The sequence below is a fragment of the Enterobacter soli genome, from assembly GCF_964208575.1.
GTDB classification, from domain to species: Bacteria; Pseudomonadota; Gammaproteobacteria; order Enterobacterales; family Enterobacteriaceae; genus Enterobacter; species Enterobacter soli_A.
In genome coordinates, this window is record NZ_CAXOFU010000002.1 from 319,426 (window position 1) to 337,520 (window position 18,095).

Below are 18,095 nucleotides of genomic sequence, written 5' to 3' on the forward strand. Positions count from 1 at the left end.
AATCGGTCGGCATCATATAGCAAATATAAACAATTTACATCCACACAAATTACGCTACATTTCATTCGGTCTGATTAAACCCGGCTTAACAATTGCGGGTTTACTGCGCGTTTCGCTGACAGACATTTTGGCTATGTCTTAAAAAATGAGACAATAGACCTTCAGGACGTAAGAAAACAGGATAGACATGACCCAGTTACCAAAATTTACTGCCGCCCTTTTGCATCCCCGTTATTGGTTAACCTGGCTTGGCATTGGCTTTTTGTGGCTCCTTGTACAACTCCCTTACCCGATAATATTTCGCCTCGGAAAAGGCCTGGGTCGTCTCGCGCTGGCATTCATGAAGCGCCGCGCAAAGATTGCTTCCCGTAACCTTGAACTTTGCTTCCCGGAGATGAGCGACGCAGAGCGTCACGACAGAGTGGTGAAAAACTTCGAGTCCGTGGGTATGGGCCTGATGGAAACCGGGATGGCGTGGTTCTGGCCCGATAAGCGCATGGCGCGCTGGACGGAGGTGTGCGGTACGGGTATGGGGCCGGTGAATACGCTCCAGCAAAATCAAACCGGCGTCCTGCTGATTGGCGTTCACTTCCTGACGCTGGAAATTGGCGCGCGGATGTTCGGGATGCAGGCGCCGGGCATTGGCGTATATCGTCCGAACGATAACCCGGTGATCGATCTGGTGCAGACCAAAGGGCGCATGCGCTCCAATAAAAGCATGATTGACCGTAAGGATCTGAAGGGCATGATCCGCGCCCTGAAGTCCGGCGAGGTGGTCTGGTACGCGCCGGATCACGATTACGGCCCGCAGGCCAGCGTGTTTGTGCCCTTCTTCGCCGTGGATGAAGCCGCGACGACGACCGGGACCTGGATGCTGGCGCGGATGTCCAAAGCGGCCATTGTGCCCTTTGTGCCGCGCCGCAAGCCAGATGGTTCAGGCTACCAGCTCATCATGCTGGAGCCGGAGATGAACCCGCCGCTGGACGACGCCGAAACCACCGCCCGCTGGATGAACGGCATTGTTGAGAAGTGCATCATGCTCGCCCCGGAGCAGTACATGTGGCTGCACCGCCGCTTCAAAACGCGCCCTAAAGGCGTACCTTCCCGCTACTGATCCCCCTGCGGCCCTCCCGGGCCGCATTGCCTTTTAGCTTTAAAAGCTCCCGTCATTGCGGCAATCATAACCCAGGCGCATAATTAGCAGGCTTATTACCTCCTTTAGCCTCTTACGCGGATTGTTATGTCACCCTCAGATGCCCCCATAAGCTGGAAACGTAATCTTGCTGTCGCCTGGCTCGGCTGTTTTCTTACCGGCGCCGCCTTTAGCCTGGTCATGCCCTTCCTCCCGCTCTACGTCGAGCAGCTCGGCGTCACCGGCCACAGCGCCCTGAACATGTGGTCCGGCCTGGTCTTCAGCATCACCTTCCTGTTCTCGGCGATTGCGTCGCCGTTCTGGGGCGGGCTTGCGGATCGCAAGGGGCGAAAAATCATGCTGCTGCGCTCTGCCCTGGGGATGTCGATCATCATGGTGCTGATGGGGATGGCGCAAAACGTCTGGCAGTTTTTGATCCTGCGCGCGCTGCTCGGCCTGCTGGGGGGCTTTGTTCCCAACGCCAACGCGCTTATCGCCACGCAGATCCCCCGGCATAAAAGCGGCTGGGCGCTGGGCACCCTCTCGACGGGCGCCGTCAGCGGCGCGCTGCTGGGGCCGCTTGCGGGAGGATTAATGGCGGACAGCTACGGCCTGCGCCCGGTGTTCTTCATCACCGCCAGCGTTCTGTTCCTGTGCTTTATCGTCACGCTGCTGTGCATTCGGGAAAACTTCACCCCGGTGGCGAAAAAAGAGATGCTCCACGCCCGCGACGTGCTGGCGTCGCTGAAAAACCCCAAACTGGTGCTGAGCCTGTTCGTCACCACCATGATTATCCAGGTGGCAACGGGGTCAATTGCGCCGATCCTGACGCTCTACGTGCGCGATCTTGCGGGCAACGTTAACAATATCGCCTTTATCAGCGGACTTATCGCCTCCGTACCCGGCGTGGCCGCCCTGCTGAGCGCGCCGCGACTGGGGAAACTGGGCGACAGGATTGGCCCGGAGAAGATTTTGATCTGCGCGCTGGTGATCTCCGTCCTGCTGCTCGTCCCGATGTCGATGGTGCAATCCCCGTGGCAGCTCGGCGTGCTTCGCTTCCTGCTGGGCGCGGCGGACGGCGCCCTGCTTCCCGCCGTGCAAACCCTGCTGGTCTATAACTCCACCAACCAGATTGCCGGACGCATTTTTAGCTATAACCAGTCGTTCCGCGATATCGGCAACGTCACCGGGCCGCTGGTGGGTGCCAGCGTGTCCGCCAGCTTTGGTTTCCGCGCGGTGTTTATCGTAACGGCCTGCGTGGTGCTGTTTAACGCCATCTACTCCTGGTTCAGCTTATCCCGGGCGATGCGCCCCGCCGCCGCGACGGTGGGGGACGTTCGTGAATAATCCGAATGCGTGACGGCAATTTGTCTCATTCATACTTGCACAATGGGATAATCAGCTATTCTTTCCCTGAATACCTTATCGAAAACAGGGAGCAAACGATGACCATGTACGCCACGCTGGAAGAAGCAATTGATGCCGCTCGGGAAGAGTTCCTCGCCGATAACCCCGGCGTAGAGGAAGAGGATGCCGACGTGCAGCAGCTCAATATTCAAAAATACGTTCTGCAGGACGGCGACATTATGTGGCAGGCCGAATTCTTTGCCGATGACGGCGAAGAAGGGGAATGTTTGCCGGTGGTGAGCGGTGAAGGCGCGCAGGCGGTTTTCGACGGCGACTATGACGAAATCGAGCTACGTCAGGAATGGCTGGAGGAAAATACCCTGCACGAGTGGGATGAAGGTGAGTTCCAGCTCGAGCCGCCGCTGGACACCGAAGAGGGAAAGACCGCCGCAGACGAGTGGGACGAGCGGTAACCGAGGGTTATTCGTAGGGGCCGTGCTGCGCGTCGATGGGCAGCAGCAGCGTGTCGAACACCAGCGAGAACGGTAAATCGAGCACCGTCAGGTAGCGCCATGCGGAATCGCGAACGTCCCATTTGACGCCCGGGTAATACTGATTACCGTGGCCCTGCCCCGGAATGGTGCGGCTGATGATACTGCCGCAGCCGCTCAGCAGACACGCCATCACCGCCACAATGATAATTCTCATCAATAACCTCTGATAAAAAAATACCGGCGCTATCGCCGGTATTTTATTTGTCGGACGGCTTACTCCGCCTTCAACGCCAGCGGATTCAGCTTCAGCGTTTTATAGTAGTTCACCCACGAAGAGTATTTCTCCGGTGCAGACCACACGCGGTAGTGAAGTCGGGACATGGTCACCGGGTCGCTTAGCAGCACCAGACGACGGTCGCGGTTCAGCTTTTCCGGCGTTTCGTTCAGCGCCTGCTCAACGTGGCGGTCGCGGGCAATTTCCAGCACCTGACTTGCGCGGTGGCGGGCGGTTGCCATTGCGGTGGCCAGCGCATTGAAGGACGGGTTGAACACCGCGTGCATGAAGCCATCGTCCAGCGAGCGCTTGCGGTTCATCTCGAGGAAGCGATCGGTATCCACCAGCACCTTAGGCGGCGAGTACTCTTCCGGGATCAGGAACAGCTTCCAGCGCTTGGTACGCAGCCCCACCGTCGAACGGCTGGAGATCACGGACACAAACGGCGACAGGATCAGCGAGAAGACGATCGGCGCCAGCCAGAACAGGAAGCGCAGATCCAGCCACGCCATACCCGCCGCCCACACCAGACCGAGCAGCAGCTGAGAGCCATGGCGCATGAAGGCTTCGCTCCACGGCGTGGAGTCGTCGTCACGCTGCGGCGAGTTCCACACCACTTCCCAGCCGAGGAACGCGCTGACCACAAACACGGTGTGGAACAGCATACGCACCGGCGCCAGCAGCACGGAGAACAGCACCTCCAGCAGCAGTGAAAGGGTCACGCGGCAGAAACCGCCGTACTCTTTCGAGCCTTTGCACCAGATCAGAATGATGCTGAGCAGCTTAGGCAGGAACAGCAGCACCATGGTCGACGCAAACAGCGCAATCGCCAGCTCCGGACGCCACTGTGGCCACACCGGGAACAGCTGGCGCGGCTGCAGGAAGTACTGCGGCTCGGTAAGCGCGTGTACCACCTGTAGCGCGGTCGACAGGGCCAGGAACATAAACCACAGCGGCGCGGACAGGTATGACATGACGCCCGTCAGGAACACCGCACGGTGAACCGGGTGCATCCCCTTCACGAGGAACAGACGGAAGTTCATCAGGTTACCGTGACACCAGCGGCGGTCACGCTTGAGCTCATCCAGCAGGTTCGGCGGCAGCTCTTCGTATGACCCCGGCAGGTCGTAGGCAATCCAGACGCCCCACCCTGCACGGCGCATCAGCGCGGCTTCCACGAAGTCGTGGGACAGAATGGACCCCGCGAATGAGCCTTCACCCGGCAGCGGCGCAAGCGCACAGTGCTCGATGAACGGCTGAACGCGGATAATGGCGTTGTGCCCCCAGTAGTGGGATTCACCCAGCTGCCAGAAGTGCAGGCCTGCGGTAAACAGCGGCCCGTAAACGCGCGTGGCGAACTGCTGGCAGCGCGCGTACAGCGTATCCATACCGGACGCTTTCGGGGAAGACTGAATAATACCGGCGTTCGGGTTGGCTTCCATCAGACGCACCAGGCCCGTCAGACACTCGCCGGTCATGACGGAGTCGGCGTCCAGAACAACCATATAGCTGTACTGGTTGCCCCAGCGGCGGCAGAAGTCATCGATGTTACCGCTCTTGCGCTTCACGCGACGGCGGCGGCGGCGATAGAAAATCTGCCCTTCGCCCTGCACTTCGGCGATCAGCTCCATCCAGGCTTTTTGCTCTGCCACGCAGATATCCGGGTTGTAGCTGTCGCTGAGGATGTAGACGTCAAAATGCTTCGCGTTACCGGTCGCCTTAACGGACTCCCAGGTTGCGCGCAGGCCCGCGAATACGCGGTCAACGTCTTCGTTACAAATCGGCATGATCAGCGCAGTACGGTGCTCGGGATTTAGGGGTTCATCCCCGACCGTCGACGCAGAAATGCTGTATTTGTCACGCCCCATCAGCAGCTGCAGGAAGCCCATGAGCGCCGTCCAGAAACCGGCCGAGACCCAGCAGAAAAGCACGGCGAACAGAAGCAGGATGCCGCTTTGCAGAATGTACGGCAGCAGCTGCATAAAGGAGACCCACAGATCCTGCCCGACCATATCAGCCGGGTTGATCAGCGCCCAGCCCTGATAAGGCAGGATGGTCTTCATGTACCAGGTTGCCACTACGGTTTGCGCCAGCGTCAGCAGCAGCAGCGTATAGCGACGGATCGTCCCGACGGTACGCCATTTTTGCTCGGTCGCCTGCTGCTCTTTCGTCAGACGGGCCAGGTAGCGTGGCGCCACTTCGCGTCCGCGCAGCCGATCCCAGAAGCGACCCACCGGGTTGGTGCGCCACGGATCCGGGAACATCGAGGAACGCGTCGCTTTCGGCATTGCCTGCAGCTGGTCGCGCCCTTCATCGTCTTTGATCAGCTGACCTTCCCCCAGGGAGTCGGGCCAGGCTCGCTCCAGACGCGCCTTGACTGACCCAAGCGGGGTATCATCATCACGCGTAAAATGACGATGCTCCCCATCCAGCGCGGTTTGCACCGCGCGGATGTCGCTCTTTGGCAGTGCCGCTTTTTCGATATCCGTCAGCGGCATGGCATCGATATATTCAGATGTATTATTCATTGGCAGGTAGCTGATAGCTCCAGGTTTCGCTCAGCGGCTGATCGTCACTGACCAGCGCAGCGCGCATTTCAGTCGTCTGTTTCGGATCTTTCACTTTCACGCGCAGGGTTAAACGCCACCCTTTGGTCACCGGGTTGTAGCGCACGGCGTTTTCGACAATTTCGCCGTTATCGCCAATGCTGGCCTGTGCGGTAACCGCGGTATCCGGGGACAGTTTTTTCATGTCCTGACCGGTGAAGTCCACCACGAACGCCAGCGTGCCGTCCGGCTGACGGATAAGGTTGGACTGCTTCACGTCACCCGTAGAACGGCGGGTCTGCATGACGTAGGCGTTATCCGGCGCGTGCAGTTTGTCTTCGTCGCGGCTAAAGGTGATGGTGTACTTGAAGTTCATCTCTTTGCCGGCTTCCGGCAGCTGATCCGGCGTCCAGTACGCGACGATGTTGTCGTTGGTTTCATCGTTGGTTGGAATTTCAACCAGCTCAACCTTGCCTTTGCCCCAGTCGCCTTTTGGCGTGACCCACGCGCTTGGGCGCAGATCGTAGCGGTCGTCCAGATCCTCAAAGCGAGAGAACTGGCGGCCACGCTGCAGCAGGCCGAAGCCCTGCGGGTTTTCCATCGCAAAGCTGCTTACAGCCAGGTGTTTCGGGTTGTTCAGCGGACGCCAGATCCATTCGCCATTCCCGGCATGAATAGAAAGGCCGTTGGAATCGTGCAGTTCCGGACGGAAGTTTGTCGCCGGTGACGGCTGGTTTGGCCCGAACAGGAACATGCTGGTCAACGGTGCCACGCCCAGTTTGCCCACCTTATCGCGCAGGTAAACTTTGGACTGCACGTCAACAACGGTGTCGCGTCCAGGCATGATGACGAAGCGGTAGGCGCCCGTCGCACGTGGGGAATCCAGCAGCGCGTAAATCGTCAGGCGTTTGTCCGCCGGTTTTGGACGTTCAATCCAGAACTCGCGGAAACGCGGGAACTCTTCGCCGGATGGCAGCGCGGTATCAATGGCCAGACCGCGCGCAGAGAGGCCGTAAACCTGGCCCGACCCGATCACGCGGAAGTAGCTGGCGCCAAGCATGCTGACGATTTCGTCGTTTTTGTCTTTGCTGTTGATCGGGTAAAGGACTTTGAAACCAGCAAAGCCTAAATCTTTAACCGTGTCTTTATCGTGCTGTACATCGCCAAAATTGAAGTAATCCGGGCTGTACTTAATTTTACGCACCGCATTCGCCGTCACTTCGTTGATAGCAACCGGCGTATCGAAGTACATACCCTGATGATAAAACTCAAGCTTGAATGGGGTTTTAATATTGCTCCAGTACGCTTTGTCATGATTGAACTGGATCTGCTGATAGTCCGCGTATTTCATGTCGCGGAAAACGGAGGGCAGGTTACTTTTCGGCGCTTCGTAGCTCTTGCCAGCCATCGATTTCGCCTGTTTTGCGACATCATCGATAGTAAAGGACCAGGCCGATGAGGTATACAGGGACAACAACACTGCAGCACCCAACCAACGCATTTTCATCATTTGTTGTTTATGTTTCATAATAAGTAAGCACTTCCCCCTTTGTGTGCTTATATCGATCCGATCCATTTTAATGGAAACTCAGGCAATCCGACAACATAATCACCGCTTTGTTCAGCTCGCTGGCTCAGGTATTAAGCAAGTGAAAGAACCCGCTTTTCACTTTGCGTGCTTATCCTGGAGACAGGGTGTCGGTCTTGGTGTAGGGTTGGCTTCGAATGTAACCATTATGAGTCTTAGGGATAAGACGAAAAGTCTGAGAATGCACAAAGTTATATGAGCACTACGATACCCGCACAACGTGAATATTTCCTCGACTCGATCCGGGCATGGCTGATGCTATTGGGAATCCCTTTTCACATTTCACTGATTTACTCCAGCCACACCTGGCACGTTAATAGCCCTGAGCCCTCCTGGTGGCTGACGCTGTTTAATGACTTTATTCACGCCTTCCGTATGCAGGTGTTTTTCGTCATTTCCGGCTATTTCTCCTACATGCTTTTTTTGCGCTACCCGCTTAAACGCTGGTGGAAAGTGCGCGTCGAGCGCGTGGGCATCCCGATGCTGACGGCCATTCCGCTGCTGACCCTGCCGCAGTTCATCATGCTGCAGTACGTAAAAGGAAAAGCGGAGAACTGGCCGAATCTGTCGCTGTATGAAAAGTACAACACGCTGGTGTGGGAGCTGGTGTCCCATCTGTGGTTCCTGCTGGTGCTGGTGGTGCTGACGACGGTGAGCCTGTTCCTGTTTAGCCGCCTGCGCCGTCACCTGAGCCATAAATCCGACGCCTTCTTCGCCAACATTACTTTAGGCAAGCTGTCGCTGCTCTTTCTGGCGCTGGGCATTTTGTATGCCGCTATCCGCCGCACGCTCTTTGTTGTCTACCCGCCGATACTGAGCGACGGGCTGTTTAATTTTGTGGTGATGCAGACCCTGTTCTACATCCCCTTCTTTATGATCGGGGCGCTGGCCTTCGTTTATCCGAAGCTGAAAGATCTCTTCACTACCCCTTCCCGCTGGTGCACGCTCGGCGCGGCCGCGGCATTTATTGCTTACCTGCTTAACCAGCGCTACGGCAGCGGCGACGCGTGGATGTACGAAACCGAAAGCGTGATTACCATGCTGCTGGGTCTGTGGATGGTGAACGTGGTGTTTGCGCTGGGCCACCGCCTGCTGAATTTCAAATCCAGCCGCGTGACCTACTTCGTTAACGCCTCGCTATTTATCTATCTGGTGCATCACCCGCTGACGCTGTTCTTTGGGGCTTACATCACTCCGCATATCGCGTCGAACACCCTGGGCTTCTTCACCGGGCTGGTGTTTGTGGTGGGTCTGGCGATCGTGCTGTACGAAATTCACCTGCGGATACCGCTGCTGCGCTTCCTGTTCTCGGGTAAGCCACAGACGAAGGCATAACTGTTCAGCGGCGCAACCTGTGCGCCGCTGCTGTTTTCAGACGTCGAACTCGTTCATGCGCAGGGTCAGACGCTGCCGATAGAGCCCGGCCGTTTCTTCATCGAAACAGACAAAAATCACTTTCTCCGGCAGAGGCTTTAATGAGAGGTAGCGGTAGACCGTATCTACGGCGATCGCTGCCGCCTCGGCCTTCGGATAGCCGTACACCCCTGTGCTGATTGCCGGAAACGCCATCGTGGTATACCCGTTGTCCGCCGCCAGGCGCAGGCAGTTTCGGTACGCATCTTCCAGGATCCGCGCCTCGTGCTGCTCCCCGCCGTGCCAGACCGGCCCGACGGTGTGGATCACCGCTTTGGCAGGGAGATTGCCCGCTACCGTGATCACCGCGTGACCGGGAGGACATTCCCCCTGCTGCTGGCGCACCACCTTGCACGCCTCAAGCAGCTCCGGCCCCGCCGCGCGATGGATGGCGCCGTCAACCCCGCCGCCGCCCATTAATGATGAATTCGCTGCGTTGACGATCGCGTCAACGTGCACGGTTGTGATATCGCCCTGGATAATTTCAATTTGCGGTTTCATAAACACCCTCTGCTACCCGCCTTTTTAATAAGTGTATCGCAGAGGGATGGGGAGAAAAAACTATTGCGGGAAAAGCGCTCCCGCCGTAAGACGGGAGCACGCGGGATTAGCGGTAATCAACCTGCACAACCGCCAGCGTTTTTTCAGGGTTGATGTACTTCATGCTGACGTTAGCGAGGTGCGGATAAGCGCTGCGGCCATTCAGAGCGTCGGAATAACTTACGGTACGGGACTGCATACGGTTGTTTTCAGGACAGGACATGACCAGGTTGTTTGATTTTGCAGAGATATCGCAGGGATCGGAGACAATCGCACCGCGAAAATGGATAACCCCACCCGCAACGGTGGTTGCAGAAAAAGCAGGAGTAAATGCAGCAGAAACGATAAGGCCCAGACCGATAATGAATTGAATCCCAGATTTGCTCATTAGATGTACTCCTCAATGAAAATCGTCCTTGAGGGGTAAAAGCGCTCCATAATGACAGGCAAGGCGCGAAGCAACGAACATGTAACATCAACTCACTCTTTATAGCAGCATAGTTACAATTTTAAGTGCCCGCCACCTATTTCAATTCATTGATTTCATGAATATTTATATCGCGCCGCCAGGAGGAGACCACTGCTGAGATAAATGGAGCGATTTCCCGTCAGAAACCGTTACCGTTATTTTCACATTGTCCCCATCGCCAATAGTTAAACGCAGTTTTGCGATATCAATCGTCTGATTAGCGGGGATAGAGAGGCTATTTCGCTGGCGTGAGGTGCTTTGTCCCCCCTGCCCTTGCCGCACGGAAAGCACCTGAACCTGGCACTCGCAGGGTTCGGTCAGGGTTACCTGGGGTATAACGGTTGTCATATTGCCTTGCTGAATAGTTTGAAAGGTAATCTGACTGGAGAGCGCGGCAATAAGGAGTAAGGCGTTCATGATAAACCCCCGAAAAAAAACAGGGCTTATGCCCTGTTTTTTTGTAGCACAGATTTCAGCGTTAGTACTGATGGGCAGTCGCGTTGTTGCCGAAGCCAACCTGCTGAACGGTCACAGTAGACCCGGACGCAGTCTGGTCAACAGCGGCACCGTTGCCACCACCGAACTGGCTAACGGTCATAGTGGAGTTTTTACCGTTCCACTGATCAAGTGTTGCACTGTTGCCGAAACCATTCTGAGACAGAGTGATTGTGCTATCGTCGGAGCCTTGTCCAACATCGGCGCCGTTACCGCCACCGCTCTGGGAAATACTCAGAGTTGAATCTTTCGCATTCGATTGCAATGCAAGCGCGGAGTTACCGCCACCGTACTGATAAATGCTTAAAGTGGAATTTGGACCGCTGTCATGACCGCCATGACCCCAACCCAGAGAACTACTTTGATCAATAAGACCGGCCATAGCACTACCAGAAACGACGATTGCTGCAAGCGCTGCCACTTTGATAAATTTCATGGTAAAACCCCCATCGGATTGATTAAAGTCGCCGCGAATAACTAGCGTTGAATAACGCGAATTGCCATTTGCGACTGTTTTTGCACTACAACTGCGGTTTTCTGCGTACCGTACTGCGTAATACTTGCCCTATTACCCGACCCTTTCTGGATAATCATTGCCGTATTACCAAATGCCCCTTGCGTAATACTCGCATCGTTTGCGCTTCCGCTCTGAGCGATATAAGCAAAGTTATAAGTCCCTGATTGATCAACTCTCGCTCTGTTGCCTCCTCCATCCTGAGAAACAACGGACAGTAATTTAGAACCGCCCTGTCGAACCTGGGCGTCATTACCTGCGCCCTGTTGACCAATAATGGCTGCCTGATTTAATGAGGAACGACTTAATTCATTAACCGCGAGGTTATATTCGGTATTTGCCAAATCTGGACCGGCCGCGATTACAAACCCAGGCGCACCCAGTAATGTAAACATCATAAATAACGATGTGTTTTTCATGTTGTCACCCTGGACCTGGCTATATACGTATCGTCACGTAATTTCACGTTAACGCAGTTCATTTCTTGTTAACGCGTCGTTACGGTGAAGAGTATGTCCGGCGAAACATTTTAAATATCTCACCCGCGAGACTTATTTTTATTTCCTGTTTCACCTCAAAGTATTAATTAATACAAAAAAACGCTGGAATCAGCGCAGCTTAGTTTTTTTAAAATTATGTATTGCCGGCAGGTTGTACAGGGAGCGACGGGCCTGTCCAGCCTTGTCCCGTCGCGCTTGCTCGCGGATGGCAAAGAGGAGGTTGACGCAAGGCGTGACACGCAGCGTGTTTTCTTAAGACGGGACGCGCCCCATTCCGAGACTTAGATTTTTTTCGATACTCATACCTTGCACTCACCGTTTCGAAATATTTAATCCCAATAAAAATCATCACCCTATAAATATTTGTATGATTTTTAAAATCTGTGCAGGGTTATTACCCTGTACAACTTTCTTATGAAAAACGCACTATTAAAAACGCTCATTTTCACAATTTAATATTGATTTTTACATCTTGTTACACGATTAACACTTGCTTTAAAGTTCGTAATAGCTAGATTGAAATCAGATGTACGAAATTTGTTTTATATTTACCTCCCCCCGGAGGTTATGGTCTGATTCTACACACAGCAGTGCAACATCTGTCAGTACTTCTGGTGCCCCTTATATTATTAAGGGGCAGCTGCCGGGTGTTATAAAAAAAGTGGGGTTTCATCATGTTTAATGAAGTCCATAGTTTACATGGTCATACATTACTGTTGATCACAAAACCTTCTTTACAAGCGACAGCGTTATTACAACATTTAAAGCAATCATTATCTCTGAACGGGAAATTGCATAATATTCAACGTTCTTTTGATGATATTGCACCTGGCAGCATAATTCTTCTCGATATGATGGAAGCCGATAAAAAGCTTATCCATTACTGGCAAGACACTTTAAGCAGGAAAAACAATAATATCCGCGTGCTGTTATTGAATACGCCGGATGAATATCCATTCAGAGATATTGAAAGCTGGCCGCATATCAATGGCGTGTTCTACGTCACTGAAGAAGAAGACCGCGTTGTGGAAGGGCTGCAGGGTATATTGCGGGGAGAGTGTTACTTCTCGCAAAAGCTTGCCAGCTACCTTATCACGCACTCCGGAAATTACCGCTACAACAGTTCAGAGTCCGCACTGCTGACGCATCGCGAGAAAGAGATCCTGAACAAATTGCGCATCGGTGCTTCAAATATTGAAATCGCCCGTTCGTTATTTATCAGCGAAAATACGGTCAAGACGCACCTCTATAATCTTTTCAAGAAGATAGCTGTTAAAAACCGAACTCAGGCGGTTTCATGGGCAAACGATAACCTCAGGCGTTAACCACATGAAACGCACGTTGAGTTGGATTGCCGCAGCGGGCTTTCTGCTTGCTGCCGGGAACCTGCAGGCCGTTGAGGTCGAAGTTCCCGGATTGTTAACTGACCATACGGTGTCCTCTGTCGGCCACAATTTTTACCGTGCCTTCAGCGACAAGTGGGAAAGTACTTACCCAGGTAACATAACAATCAACGAACGGCCCAGCGCACGTTGGGGGAGTTGGATAACCATAACGGCCAATCAGGACGTTATTTATCAAACGTTTTTATTCCCCACGAAAATAGACTTCGATAAAAACGTAGCCTTAGCTCTGGCACAAACTGAAGACGCGATAAATCGCCTGCAAATAGATAAAGCGCTATTAAGCACCAGCGATTTAGCCAAAGACGAGTTCTAGCGACCCTATATCCGGAGGCTGTGTCATGCGTATTGCACATGCTGTTATTTCATTAATGCTTATTGCGCCAATAAGTTGGGCCGGAAATATGACCTTCCAGTTCCGTAATCCTAACTTTGGTGGTAATCCCAATAACGGGGCATTCATGCTGAATGAAGCCCAGGCCCAAAACTCCTACAAAGACCCAAGCTACAAGGACCTCACCGTCGACACGCCGTCAGCGCTGGATAACTTTACTCAGGCTATTCAGTCGCAAATATTAGGTGGCTTATTAACCAATATTAATACCGGCAAACCAGGCCGTATGGTGACCAACGACTTTATTGTCGATATCGCCAATAAAGACGGACAGCTTCAGTTAAACGTTACCGACCGTAAAACGGGTAAAACATCGACTATCCAGGTTTCCGGTTTGCAAAGTAACTCAACTGACTTTTAAACAACAACGAAATAAGGACAACGATCATGCAGCGCTTCCTCGTACTTGTTGCAGTGTGCTTATTGAGCGGTTGTTTAACTGCTCCACCTAAAGAAGCTGCAAAACCGACATTAATGCCTCGGGCTCAGAGCTATCGCGATTTAACCCATTTGCCGATGCCGACGGGTAAAATATTTGTCTCGGTCTACAACATTCAGGATGAAACCGGGCAATTTAAGCCGTACCCGGCAAGTAACTTCTCCACCGCCGTACCGCAAAGCGCCACCGCGATGCTGGTTACCGCCCTGAAGGACTCTCGCTGGTTTATCCCGCTGGAACGTCAGGGGCTGCAAAACCTGCTGAATGAACGCAAAATCATCCGCGCTGCGCAGGAAAACGGCACCGTCGCGATGAACAACCGCATGCCGCTACAGTCGCTGGCTGCGGCGAACGTGATGATTGAAGGGTCGATTATTGGCTACGAAAGCAACGTGAAATCAGGAGGCGCGGGCGCGCGTTACTTCGGCATCGGCGCGGATACGCAGTACCAGCTCGATCAGATAGCCGTGAACCTGCGCGTGGTGAACGTCAGCACCGGTGAAGTGCTCTCTTCCGTCAACACCAGCAAAACGATCCTGTCGTATGAGGTGCAGGCCGGGGTGTTCCGCTTCATCGACTACCAGCGGCTGCTGGAGGGTGAAATTGGCTACACCTCTAACGAGCCGGTCATGATGTGCCTGATGTCAGCGATTGAAACCGGGGTCATTTTCCTGATTAACGACGGTATCGACCGCGGCCTGTGGGACCTGCAAAATAAAGCCGAACTGCAAAATCCGGTTCTGGTGAAATACCGCGATATGTCGGTGCCTCCGGAATCCTGATACGCGGCGCATAAAAAAGGCGAGATGAATATCTCGCCTTTTTTTTATTCGCTCACGGTCGTGGGGTTTTGCCCGCGCTCTCGCCGGGCGGCAAGCCAGAGGCCGCTGTTCTTCATGGCATAGCCAAACAGCAATCCCAGCGCCAGCGACGGCACGACCAGCTTCCAGTCGGCCTGCCCGGCAAAGGTCGCGCAGGCACCAATGAAGGTTCCAGGAACAAACGACAGCAGCATCTGTTTAGCCTGGATGCACATCAAAAACGCCACCACGCCGGTCATCACGTAGCTCAGGATCTCAACCTGAGGAGCCAGCGCGCTGCCCTCAATAATAACCAGCGCCCAGACGACGCCGCTCATCAGCGTACAGGCTGAAATAAACAGCCCTTTCAACCCGCCCTGCGGGCAGGCGAAATAGGCCGTGCAGCCGAGGAATCCGGCCCAGCTCAGCAGTCCGAGAGACACCGCCACCCATCCCCAAATGCCGGAGAGAATGCCCGTTGTGATTGCAATGCAGAGTAGTATGTTCATGGCGCGCATCTTAGCAGATACGCGCCTTATAAATGCGATCAGAAGCACATTATGTGCAAGTTGAAATATTTCATTGCAGAAATTATGTGACTTAAATCACTCTTCATCTTCTTCCTGCAGCTCATCCCACATCGCCGCAATGGCGTCACGGGTAAGAGGTGCGAGCGTTCTCCAGAACGGAGAGGTGGCGTGCGCTTCCACTTTGCCGAGGAAGGTGCCGCGCCACGGCAGGAGATACGTCTCAAACAGGGTTTCGATGGCGTCGTTTTCGTCTTCAGCAGACTGATCTTCGATCCAGGACGCCGCGAGAAGCAGCGTACCGATGTGATCCGCCGGTGTGTCCGCCAGCGGCATTCCGCGCTCGGTCAGGAAAGCGCGGACTTCAATTTCCGTCGCCCCTTCCTGCCACGCGGAGCGATATGGCGACACGCGGCACTCGTCGCCCACGAACAGCGCGTTGTAATCTGCGGAAATCTGCTGCATATCGCAGCTCCTTTGCAGACGCTCCAGCAGCTCATCCTGTTCCAGCGGCCAGTTCTGCGCCAGCTTGCCTTCACGGATCAGCGTGAAGAGCGGAACCAACAGCGGGTCCTGCGGCTGACGGTAAAACAGCGTACCCAGCACGCGACAAAGGATGGAGAACTCATTCATTTTTTTATTCCATTACACAATTAAAGGTCAGCAAATTCTTCGATGCGCGGCACGCCGCGCGATTCCAGGAAATCGAGCATCCGGCGTGGCGTGACATTCAGCACTCTCTCTTCCGGGAAATTCACGTCTTTCAGCACTTTCAGGCACTCGTCAAAATCACCCAGCGTAAAGGCCGTGTGCGAGTCAGAGCCTAAGGCAACCATCCCCCCGGCGTCGCGCACGGCGGCAGCCACTTCGCGACAGTTCGCCTCGCTGCCCTTGCGGGAGTGCACAAAGGAGGAGTTGTTGATTTCCAGCGCCACGCGGTGCTCCGCTGCCGCCCGAGCGACCGCCTGAATATCAATCGGGAACTTTGGGTTCCCCGGGTGGCTAATAATGTGCACATTGCCGCTGGCAATGGTGGCAATCATCGCCCTGGTGTTGGTTTCTTTATCCTGAGGCGCGAAAACCGGCTCATGGAAGCCGGCGATAATCAGATCCAGCGAGGTCAGCATCGGGCCGGTGCAGTCGATTTCACCGTCGGTATTTTTGATGTTCGCTTCGATGCCGCGCAGTATCCCGACGCCCTCGACCAGGCGAGGCCAGATGCGCATATTCACAAAATGCCAGTAGTGCGGCGCATCAGCCATATCCGGGCCGTGATCGGTGATCGCAAAAAGCTTGATGCCTTTCAGCTTTGCCTGGGCGATGTAATCATGGAGGGTGCTATATGCGTGGGTGCTGGCGACGGTGTGCATGTGCAGGTCAACGGGATACATCTCTCTCTCCTCTGCTGTTTTTCCCAAGGATAGCAGTAAACGGCTGCGAATATTAGCAAAAACCCGGCAATCGCCGGGTTTCTGTTAGTAGCCGCGCTGCCTGTCGACCTGCCCGGTGACGGCGTTGCCCTGCTCGATTTCACTGATGGTATGGGAAATATACGTCACGGCCTCCGCCGGACGGGTCACCGCGGCCACGTGCGGCGTCATCGCCACCCGCGGGTGCGCCCACAGCGGGCTTTCCGCCGGCAGCGGCTCGCGGCTGTAGACATCCAGCATCGCGCCTTTGAGCTTGCCGCTTTCCAGCGCTTTCAGCAGATCCGGCTCAACCAGATGAACGCCGCGCGCGAGGTTCATCAAATAGCTTCCCTCCGCGAGCTGGTTCAGCAGTGCGCTATTAATGATGCCGACGGTTTCAGCGGTGTTGGGCAGCAGGTTGATCAGCACGCGGGTGCCTTTCAGGAACGCCGGGAGTTCATCGGTTCCGGCAAAGCTTTCCACGCCCGGATAGGCTTTACGGCTGCGGCTCCAGCAGCGCAGCGGGAAACCCCACGGCGCAAGCGCTTCGGCCACTTTCGAGCCGAGAACGCCAGCCCCGAGAATCCCGATGGTGAAATCTTCGCGCTGGTAATCCGGGAGCGGCTCCCAGTGGGCCTGCTGCTTGAAAGCCTGATAGTCATCGAAGCGACGGAACCAGTGCAGCACCTGGCTGACGGCATATTCCTGCATTTGTTGGCCCATACCGGTATCTTCCAGACGGAACAGCGGGATATTTTCCGGCAGCATTTCCGGATGCGCCTTCAGCTTGCTGAGAATCGAATCCACCCCGGCCCCCAGCGCGAACACGGCCTTCAGGCTGCGGCCCTGGAGCATTTCTACCGGCGGATGCCAGACCAGCGCGTAGTCGGCATGTTCATTATCCCCACGCTTCCACTCGCGAACGCGCGCGCCGGGCAATGCCGCCGAAAGCGCCTTAATCCAGTAAGCGGTATCAAATGTAGGGTGATAGAAGATAATATCCATAGTCATTCCTGCCTTTTATTGCGCTGTTTTGTTTTCGTTTTCAAGTGGATTGCCAGCATAACAAATTTATTGGCAAACCGCGTTGCTGATAAAAAAGCCGCTTTCAGAACATTAAGGAATCATGTTGTTTGAAGTTTGTCTAAACGCGCTAATTAACTGAAAAAGTGGGTTGACGGCAGTAGCGCTTTTCCTTACATTAGCGCCCGTCCCGACAACAACGGGATGACAATATGGTGAGGTGTCCGAGTGGCTGAAGGAGCACGCCTGGAAAGTGTGTATACGGCAACGTATCGGGGGTTCGAATCCCCCCCTCACCGCCATATTTGAGAAAGAGCTCGCATGAAAATGCGGGCTTTTTTTTTCGCATATTGCACGCCTGCGGGGGGGAATGAGAACCCCCGACCGGGGTTCGACAACTGGCGACAGCCAGTTGGACAGACTGAGAGCGCAGCGAACAGGCTGCCCGTAGGGCGAGCGCAGCGAGTCAATCCCCCCCTCACCGCCATATTTGAGATGAGAGCTCGTACGCAAGTACGGACTTTTTTTTCGCATAATGCGGGCTTTTTCCTTTGCATCTCCCGAAAGCATCCTTTATCGATAATCATCGCACGGAACACTCCCCTCGCCCCATTGGGGAGAGGGTTAGGGTGAGGGGAACATACGGCTTTGGTGGTCGTTCCGTTCACTTCACGTGTTCTGCTTCTCTGTGACCATAATATTTGTGAACGTGTCAGGGCGGCTCAGTCGCCACCGCCCTGACAACCCGGGCTCCCGGCGGGAAAATCGCCGCTTCGCGGTGCCCTCAG

20 protein-coding genes, 1 tRNA gene and 1 other RNA gene are annotated in these 18,095 nt (G+C 54.6%); 10 read left to right on the forward strand and 12 right to left on the reverse strand.

The window, feature by feature from the left end; translation table 11 throughout:
• The first annotated feature begins 187 nt into the window (after positions 1-187).
• The 3 genes from AB6V08_RS03355 to AB6V08_RS03365 all read left to right on the forward strand — a co-directional run bounded on the left by AB6V08_RS03355 (position 188) and on the right by AB6V08_RS03365 (position 2,952).
• The gene (locus AB6V08_RS03355; protein ID WP_368541328.1) at positions 188-1,114 is read left to right on the forward strand and encodes a Kdo(2)-lipid IV(A) acyltransferase; all 927 of its coding nucleotides are present in this window, start codon (positions 188-190) and stop codon (positions 1,112-1,114) included.
• A gap of 126 nt (positions 1,115-1,240) precedes the next feature.
• Positions 1,241-2,479 (forward strand): multidrug efflux MFS transporter MdtG, encoded by a 1,239-nt coding sequence (mdtG, locus tag AB6V08_RS03360; RefSeq protein ID WP_368541329.1) that lies wholly within the window; start codon positions 1,241-1,243, stop codon positions 2,477-2,479.
• A 98-nt stretch (positions 2,480-2,577) separates the two neighbouring features.
• Positions 2,578-2,952, forward strand: a complete 375-nt coding sequence (locus AB6V08_RS03365; RefSeq protein WP_368541330.1) for a MysB family protein — start codon at positions 2,578-2,580, stop codon at positions 2,950-2,952.
• 7 nt (positions 2,953-2,959) lie between these two features.
• Here the strand turns inward: AB6V08_RS03365 and AB6V08_RS03370 are convergent, their stop codons facing one another.
• From AB6V08_RS03370 to mdoG, 3 genes are read right to left on the reverse strand one after another with little or no spacing between them, the layout of a single operon-like run.
• Positions 2,960-3,187 (reverse strand): YceK/YidQ family lipoprotein, encoded by a 228-nt coding sequence (locus AB6V08_RS03370; protein WP_368541331.1) that lies wholly within the window; start codon positions 3,185-3,187, stop codon positions 2,960-2,962.
• 59 nt (positions 3,188-3,246) lie between these two features.
• On the reverse strand, positions 3,247-5,775 hold the full coding sequence (gene mdoH / locus AB6V08_RS03375; RefSeq protein ID WP_368541332.1) for a glucans biosynthesis glucosyltransferase MdoH: 2,529 nt from the start codon (positions 5,773-5,775) through the stop codon (positions 3,247-3,249).
• The gene (gene mdoG, locus AB6V08_RS03380; RefSeq protein WP_368541334.1) at positions 5,768-7,303 is read right to left on the reverse strand and encodes a glucans biosynthesis protein MdoG; all 1,536 of its coding nucleotides are present in this window, start codon (positions 7,301-7,303) and stop codon (positions 5,768-5,770) included. Before mdoG ends, mdoH begins: the two co-directional genes overlap by 8 nt.
• A 273-nt stretch (positions 7,304-7,576) precedes the next feature.
• Between mdoG and mdoC the strand changes: the two genes are divergently transcribed.
• Positions 7,577-8,716, forward strand: a complete 1,140-nt coding sequence (gene mdoC / locus AB6V08_RS03385) for a glucans biosynthesis protein MdoC (protein ID WP_368541336.1) — start codon at positions 7,577-7,579, stop codon at positions 8,714-8,716.
• A 36-nt stretch (positions 8,717-8,752) separates the two neighbouring features.
• On the opposite strand, the gene ymdB is transcribed toward mdoC, so the two are convergent.
• From ymdB to csgB, 5 genes are all read right to left on the reverse strand, one after another.
• The gene (gene ymdB / locus AB6V08_RS03390) at positions 8,753-9,295 is read right to left on the reverse strand and encodes an O-acetyl-ADP-ribose deacetylase (RefSeq protein ID WP_368541338.1); all 543 of its coding nucleotides are present in this window, start codon (positions 9,293-9,295) and stop codon (positions 8,753-8,755) included.
• Positions 9,296-9,401: 106 nt separating this feature from the next.
• The gene (locus tag AB6V08_RS03395) at positions 9,402-9,722 is read right to left on the reverse strand and encodes a type 1 fimbrial protein (RefSeq protein WP_368541339.1); all 321 of its coding nucleotides are present in this window, start codon (positions 9,720-9,722) and stop codon (positions 9,402-9,404) included.
• Between the two features lie 165 nt (positions 9,723-9,887).
• Complete coding sequence (gene csgC / locus AB6V08_RS03400; RefSeq protein ID WP_368541341.1) at positions 9,888-10,220, reverse strand: curli assembly chaperone CsgC; 333 nt, start codon at positions 10,218-10,220, stop codon at positions 9,888-9,890.
• A 61-nt stretch (positions 10,221-10,281) separates the two neighbouring features.
• A complete protein-coding gene (csgA, locus tag AB6V08_RS03405; RefSeq protein WP_368541343.1) occupies positions 10,282-10,734 on the reverse strand; it encodes a curli major subunit CsgA in 453 nt (150 codons plus the stop codon).
• A gap of 41 nt (positions 10,735-10,775) precedes the next feature.
• Positions 10,776-11,231, reverse strand: coding sequence for a curli minor subunit CsgB (csgB, locus tag AB6V08_RS03410; protein WP_368541344.1), 456 nt, complete (start codon positions 11,229-11,231; stop codon positions 10,776-10,778).
• A 755-nt stretch (positions 11,232-11,986) separates the two neighbouring features.
• Here csgB and csgD point away from each other — a divergent pair.
• The 4 genes from csgD to csgG are packed head-to-tail and all read left to right on the forward strand — an operon-like array spanning position 11,987 to position 14,330.
• Positions 11,987-12,637, forward strand: coding sequence for a biofilm master transcriptional regulator CsgD (csgD, locus tag AB6V08_RS03415; RefSeq protein WP_368541345.1), 651 nt, complete (start codon positions 11,987-11,989; stop codon positions 12,635-12,637).
• Positions 12,638-12,641: 4 nt separating this feature from the next.
• Positions 12,642-13,031: a curli production assembly/transport protein CsgE gene (gene csgE / locus AB6V08_RS03420; protein WP_368541346.1), complete on the forward strand. Its 390-nt coding sequence runs from the start codon at positions 12,642-12,644 to the stop codon at positions 13,029-13,031.
• A 25-nt stretch (positions 13,032-13,056) separates the two neighbouring features.
• Positions 13,057-13,470, forward strand: coding sequence for a curli production assembly/transport protein CsgF (csgF, locus tag AB6V08_RS03425; RefSeq protein WP_368541348.1), 414 nt, complete (start codon positions 13,057-13,059; stop codon positions 13,468-13,470).
• 26 nt (positions 13,471-13,496) lie between these two features.
• Positions 13,497-14,330 (forward strand): curli production assembly/transport protein CsgG, encoded by an 834-nt coding sequence (csgG, locus tag AB6V08_RS03430; protein ID WP_368541350.1) that lies wholly within the window; start codon positions 13,497-13,499, stop codon positions 14,328-14,330.
• 44 nt (positions 14,331-14,374) lie between these two features.
• Here the strand turns inward: csgG and AB6V08_RS03435 are convergent, their stop codons facing one another.
• The 4 genes from AB6V08_RS03435 to ghrA form a co-directional block, all read right to left on the reverse strand.
• Positions 14,375-14,857, reverse strand: a complete 483-nt coding sequence (locus AB6V08_RS03435; RefSeq protein ID WP_368541351.1) for a DUF1097 domain-containing protein — start codon at positions 14,855-14,857, stop codon at positions 14,375-14,377.
• A 96-nt stretch (positions 14,858-14,953) separates the two neighbouring features.
• On the reverse strand, positions 14,954-15,508 hold the full coding sequence (locus AB6V08_RS03440; protein WP_368541353.1) for a molecular chaperone: 555 nt from the start codon (positions 15,506-15,508) through the stop codon (positions 14,954-14,956).
• 20 nt (positions 15,509-15,528) lie between these two features.
• Positions 15,529-16,266 carry a phosphatase gene (locus tag AB6V08_RS03445; protein ID WP_368541354.1) on the reverse strand — a complete coding sequence of 246 codons (738 nt, stop codon included), beginning with the start codon at positions 16,264-16,266 and terminating at the stop codon, positions 15,529-15,531.
• Positions 16,267-16,350: 84 nt separating this feature from the next.
• On the reverse strand, positions 16,351-17,289 hold the full coding sequence (gene ghrA / locus AB6V08_RS03450) for a glyoxylate/hydroxypyruvate reductase GhrA (protein WP_368541355.1): 939 nt from the start codon (positions 17,287-17,289) through the stop codon (positions 16,351-16,353).
• A gap of 232 nt (positions 17,290-17,521) precedes the next feature.
• Between ghrA and AB6V08_RS03455 the strand changes: the two genes are divergently transcribed.
• A tRNA-Ser gene (locus tag AB6V08_RS03455) sits at positions 17,522-17,609 on the forward strand.
• A 47-nt stretch (positions 17,610-17,656) separates the two neighbouring features.
• Positions 17,657-17,794, forward strand: a non-coding RNA gene (locus AB6V08_RS03460) — RtT sRNA.
• Positions 17,795-18,095 lie beyond the last annotated feature (301 nt).